Annotated in this window: 4 protein-coding genes and 2 pseudogenes; 3 read left to right on the forward strand and 3 right to left on the reverse strand. The window is 61.6% G+C overall.

Annotated features, from left to right (window positions below):
* Positions 1-75 precede the first annotated feature (75 nt).
* The 3 genes and pseudogenes from LOC54_RS10975 to typA all read right to left on the reverse strand — a co-directional run.
* Positions 76-282, reverse strand: a pseudogene (locus LOC54_RS10975) (transposase); the annotation flags it as partial.
* A gap of 42 nt (positions 283-324) precedes the next feature.
* Positions 325-897: pseudogene (locus LOC54_RS10980) on the reverse strand (transposase); the annotation flags it as partial.
* 129 nt (positions 898-1,026) lie between these two features.
* Entirely contained in the window at positions 1,027-2,847 is a 1,821-nt protein-coding gene (gene typA, locus LOC54_RS10985; RefSeq protein ID WP_279313852.1) for a translational GTPase TypA, read from the reverse strand.
* A 355-nt stretch (positions 2,848-3,202) separates the two neighbouring features.
* On the opposite strand from typA, the gene LOC54_RS10990 reads away from it, so the two are divergent.
* Genes LOC54_RS10990 through LOC54_RS11000 form a run of 3 tightly spaced genes read left to right on the forward strand, consistent with a single transcriptional unit; the run spans position 3,203 to position 5,589 of the window.
* Positions 3,203-3,442 carry a FeoA family protein gene (locus tag LOC54_RS10990; RefSeq protein WP_279313853.1) on the forward strand — a complete coding sequence of 80 codons (240 nt, stop codon included), beginning with the start codon at positions 3,203-3,205 and terminating at the stop codon, positions 3,440-3,442.
* Between the two features lie 5 nt (positions 3,443-3,447).
* Positions 3,448-5,334, forward strand: a complete 1,887-nt coding sequence (gene feoB / locus LOC54_RS10995) for a ferrous iron transport protein B (protein ID WP_279313855.1) — start codon at positions 3,448-3,450, stop codon at positions 5,332-5,334.
* An 18-nt stretch (positions 5,335-5,352) separates the two neighbouring features.
* Positions 5,353-5,589 (forward strand): DUF6587 family protein, encoded by a 237-nt coding sequence (locus LOC54_RS11000; RefSeq protein ID WP_279313854.1) that lies wholly within the window; start codon positions 5,353-5,355, stop codon positions 5,587-5,589.
* Positions 5,590-5,736 lie beyond the last annotated feature (147 nt).

Consider the following 5,736-nt stretch of genomic DNA (forward strand, 5'->3'; position numbering starts at 1 on the left):
GTCGAACAACCTTGGCGCATCATGTCAATCGGACTGCGAGATTGGGCTCATAGGTTCTAGCAATCAACGGTTGGTATAAACCGCAGTCCATGGCGGCAGATCGTTTGGCATCGCCCGCCAGGCAATGCCGTAACGGATCACGTAACGAAGACCGTTGAACAGTTCCCGCAGATCATGACGGCGTTGTTCCGCGTCTTCCTTCATCAAAAGAAGATACGGAATAATCAGAGACCATTCTTCGTCACTGACATCAGACGGATACGGTTTGCGTGCAGTATTCATCCATCCGTTCTGAAACACTCACGCACGAAAGTACATAACACTCTCTAGCGTCCAGCGCGCATGACGATCCTTGTGCGACAGCTTTGACGGCTTGTCCTGCCAGTCTTCAGGAATACGTCCTTCCCGAAGATCGGCTTTCTCTGCGTTGGTGTTCTGCTGCTTTGGAGCCGCTACCAGTGTGGCATCCAGGATCTGGCCTGACATCGGCAAATACCCGGCGTTGCGCAGGGTCGCATCAAAGCGGTTGAACAGCCCATCGATCGCACCGGCCTGGGTCAGACGCTCGCGAAACAGCCAGACCGTTTTGGCATCAGGAACACGATCTGAAAGCCCCAGCCCAAGGAAGCGCATGAACGACTGGCGATCGTTGATCAGATATTCCGTCCGCTCATCAGACAAATTGTTCAGGGTCTGGATCACCAGGATCTTGAACATCAGCACCGGATCAAATGGCGGTCGCCCGCCTTTGCTTCCGTCGGAATACGCCAGTGCCTTCTCCAGGTCAGGACGGAACGCTTCAAAATCCACAGTCCGGGAAAACGCTTCGAGCTGATCGCCAAGCCCGCTCAACCGGGCAAGCAGCTCTTCAACGTCAAAAAATCCCGCTTGCTTCATCTTCCATTCCCTCAATCAATGCAGGAGAAATGGAATCACAGAGCAGACCTCAAAACCAGAAGGTTTTTCGAACCCTCCATCTGATCTCAGAAAAAACCCCGGGAAGCGAACTTCCCGGGGTATTCCCTATCAGTGATCGCCACCTGAGCGTTCGCGCTTTTTACGCTCATGCGGATCGAGATAGCGTTTGCGGATACGCACGGCAGAAGGGGTAACCTCCACCAGTTCGTCATCCTCAATATACGCGATAGCCTGTTCCAGGCTCATGCGGCGGGGCGGGGTCAGCAGCAGGGCTTCGTCCTTACCAGCGGCGCGGATATTGGTGAGCTTCTTCTCACGCACCGGGTTCACTTCCAGATCGTTTTCACGGGAGTGTTCGCCGATGATCATGCCGACATAGACTTTCTCGCCCGATTCCACGAACAGCGTGCCGCGGTCCTGGAGGGAGAACAGAGAGTACTGTGTCGTTGCGCCGTCCTCAGAGGAGATCAGCGAGCCGTTGCGACGGCCTTCGATCGTTCCTGCATAGGGCTGATAGCCGAGGAAGAGACGGTTCATGATACCCGTGCCGCGCGTGTCGGTCAGGAATTCTCCGTGATAACCGATCAGACCGCGTGACGGGATGTGGAAGGTCAGGCGGATCTTGTCGCCGCCGGACGGACGCATATCCTGCATCACGCCTTTACGCATCGACATTTTCTCGACGACCACGCCGGAATACGGCTCGTCCACGTCGATCAGGACTTCCTCGAACGGCTCCTCGCGATCGCCCGCCTCGTTCGTGCGATAAAGCACGCGGGGACGGCCGATGGTCAGCTCGAAACCTTCACGGCGCATCGTCTCGATCAGCACGCCGAGCTGAAGCTCGCCGCGTCCGGCAACCTCGAACGCCTCGCTTTCCGGGCTGTCGGTCACGCGGATGGCGATGTTGCCTTCCGTTTCCTTGAACAGACGGTCGCGAATCTGGCGGGAGGTGACTTTCTTGCCCTCGCGGCCGCCAAGCGGGCCGTCATTGAGGCGGAACGTCATGGACAGGGTCGGCGGATCGACGGGAATCGCCTTGAGCGGTTCCTGCACTTCCGGGGCGGCGATCGTGTCGGGGATGGTGGCGTCGGACAGACCGGCCACGGCCACGATGTCTCCGGCCTCGACCTCATCCACCGGCACGCGCTCAAGACCGCGGAAGGACAGCAGCTTGGTCAGACGGCCGGTCTCGACAACCGTTCCGTCCTCACGCAGCACCCTCACCGGCATGTTCATCTTCGCACGACCCTGCTCCACACGGCCCGTCAGAACGCGGCCGAGGAAGTTGTCGGATTCGAGGATGGTCGTGACCATCGCGAACGGCTTGTCCTTGTCCAGGGCCGGAGCCGGCACGTGGCGCAGCACCAGATCGAACATCGGGGAAAGGTCCTTGCGGGCGCCTTCCAGCGTCTCGTCCGCCCAGCCCTGACGGCCTGAGGCGTACAGCATCGGGAAGTCCAGCTGTTCGTCATTCGCACCGAGAGAGGCGAAGAGATCGAAGATCTCGTTATGTACCTCGTCGGGACGTGCGTCTCCGCGATCGACCTTGTTGACGACCACGATGGGCTTCAGGCCGCGGGCCAGCGCCTTGCCAACCACGAACTTGGTCTGCGGCAGCGCGCCTTCGGCGGCGTCCACCAGCACGATCGCGCCGTCCACCATGCTCAGGATACGCTCGACCTCTCCGCCGAAATCGGCATGGCCCGGCGTGTCGATGATGTTGATCCGCGTGTCTTTCCAGACAACGGAGGTGCATTTTGCGAGAATGGTAATGCCGCGCTCTTTTTCGAGATCGTTGCTGTCCATCGCGCGCTCGGCCACCTGCTGGTGTTCGTGAAACGCGCCGGACTGCTTGAGAAGCTCGTCCACGAGGGTTGTTTTCCCGTGGTCAACGTGAGCGATGATGGCGATGTTGCGAATATCCATCGGAACCGGGCCTGATCTTTCCTGTCTGAAGATGCCCCGCCCTGGCTGTCGGCCCGGCAGTACATCTGAAGTGTCCGCTGTCCATAGAGGGGACTGGCGATTTTTGCACGCGAAACTTGTGAGACGGGCGGATGCGGGGGGCGAAACCCGGCCTGTATGACGTCAGCGCATGGCAGCAGGGGATCGTGGCCTGCTTATGGATATACGCGCCTGAAGAAAATAGGTATCATTCGCAATTCCGGCGTGGCACACTGTGCGGTGCGCGTCGGCCCGTTCATACGGCGTGCGACGTCCGGTCGGCGCCGGTGAGGACATCTTGTGGCTTCCGGCAGACCGGCAGGAGCGATCTTACCTCATGTTTCTGGACCAGCTTCCTTCGGGACAGACCGCCATCGTCCGCAGGGTCGGTGATCAGGGGACGAATGATCCGGTGGCCTGCCGCCTGCGTGAGCTCGGCTTCGTGCCGGGCGAGCCGGTGCGGATCGTGGCCCGCGGGCCGTTTGGTGGAGATCCGGTGGCCGTGCGGATCGGCAGCACGCGCTTTGCCCTGCGCCTGAGTGAGGCGGCCCGGGTGGAGCTGGAGGATCAGCCGTGAACGGGATGTCTTCTCCGGAGGTGGTGGCGGACCGGCTGGCTGATCGCGGGCAGAAGCCGCTTCTTGCGGCCCTGGTCGGCAATCCGAACTGCGGCAAGACGGCGCTGTTCAATCAGCTGACCGGCAGCCGCCAGAAGGTTGCGAATTATGCGGGCGTGACGGTGGAGCGCAAGGAGGGGCGTCTGCACTCCCCGGGCGGACGGCGCGTGCGCCTGCTGGATCTGCCCGGCACCTACAGCATGCAGGCCACCAGCCCGGACGAGGCCGTGACGCGGGATGTCTGTGCCGGGCGGTATCGGGGGGAGCCTGCGCCCGAGCTGATCATCTGCGTGATTTCCGCGACGAATCTGAGACTGCATCTGCGTTTTGCGCTGGAGGTGCGACAGCTCGGGCGTCCGATGATCCTTGTGATCAACATGATCGACGCGGCGGAACGGCAGGGGCTTTCGATCGATATCGCGCATCTGTCGGCGGAGCTGGATATTCCGGTCGTGACGGCTGTCGGTATCCGCCGGGGTGGTGCTGATCAGGTCCTTACTATGTTCGACCGTCCGCTGCCGCATGTGCCTCAGGGTCCGGCCGTGCCGGAGGGCGATATCCATGCGGAGGTCCGGCGGCTGATGGATCTGTGCGTCAGGCGCGATACGCAGCCGCGCGAGATTTTCGGCGAGAGGCTCGACCGCCGGGTTCTGCATCCCGTGTGGGGCATGATCATTCTGACGATCCTGCTGTTCGTGATGTTTCAGGCGGTGTTTTCCTGGGCGGAGCCTCTGAAGGATCTGATTGATCAGGGGATTGCCGCACTGGCCGGTGGCGTACGGGCAATCGTGCCGGACGGGCCGCTTTCGGGGCTTCTGACGGATGGTGTTCTGGCCGGTGCCGGTACCGTGCTGGAGTTTCTGCCGCAGATTCTGATCCTCTTTTTCTGGATTCTGGTTCTGGAGGAATCCGGCTATCTCCCCAGGGCAGCGTTTCTGCTCGACCGGATCATGGCCTCTGCCGGTCTGTCGGGACGGTCCTTTATTCCGCTGCTGTCCAGCTTTGCCTGTGCCGTGCCGGGGATCATGGCCACGCGCACGATCCAGAATCCGCGCGACCGGTTTGTGACCATTCTTCTGGCGCCGCTGATGACATGCTCGGCCCGGCTTCCGGTTTATGCGCTGCTGATCGGGGCGTTCATTCCCGACAGATCTGTCGGCGGTGTGTTCAGCCTTCAGGGGCTGGTGCTGTTTGCGCTTTATGCGCTCGCCATTCTCAGCGCGCTACTGGTGGCGCTCGTTCTCCGGCAGAAAAACAGACATGCGGAGCATCCGCTGCTTCTGGAGCTGCCGGATTACCGCCTGCCCGGACTGCGTAATCTGGCCCTGGGGCTGTGGCAGCGGACGCAGATCTTTCTCTCGCGTGTCGGCACGATCATCGTGACGCTGAGCGTGCTGCTCTGGGGGCTGTCGAGCTGGCCGGGGCCGCCTCCGGGCGCGACCGGACCGGCCATCGACTACAGTCTGGCCGGGCGGATCGGCCATCTGATGCTGCCGCTTTTCGCGCCGATCGGCTTCACCTGGCAGATCTGTGTGGCGCTCATCCCCGGGCTGGCCGCACGCGAGGTTGCCGTGAGCGCTCTCGCCACGGTCTATGCTGTTGGTGCGGGCGAATCGGCGGATGCGGCGGACAGGCTGGCGCCGCTGCTGTCCTCGCAATGGAGTCTGGCCACGGCCCTGTCCCTGCTGGCATGGTATGTCTATGCCCCCCAGTGCTTCTCCACCATCGCGGTGATCCGCCGGGAGACGGGAGGCTGGAAAACACCGGCGCTGGCTGCCGGATATCTTTTTGCCATGGCCTGGTTCGCCTCGTTCCTGACATGGCATATCACGCGGCTGTTTGGCGGCGGATAGACCCGGGAGGAGGTCCTGATGCTCGGAACTATGATTGCCGTTCTTCTCGTCCTGGCCTGCGGGCTTTACTGGAGCACGCGCCTGTCTCCGGCGCTGGGGCGACAGATCTGGTCAGGCACCTCGCGGATGCTGAATGCGTGGCATGCCCCCCGCAGCTGGCGTGAAGGGGCCGCGCGCAGGGCGTCGGCCGTGTCCGGTGGCAGAGGATGCGTCGGATGCCCCGGCTGCGGGGATCGCGGGGGCAGATGCCACTGAGGGGGCTCGGGGGAGGCGGGTATGAAAGAGTGGTTACGCTATTTGCTGATGGGGCTGGCTATTCTTCAACTAGAGAGTGTTATGCATTTTGCGTGAGCAGGTTGGCTGCGTTTTTCAGCATGAGACCTGCGAAGGCGATGGTGTGCA

This window comes from Acetobacter sp. AN02 (assembly GCF_029759835.1).
GTDB lineage: Bacteria > Pseudomonadota > Alphaproteobacteria > Acetobacterales > Acetobacteraceae > Acetobacter.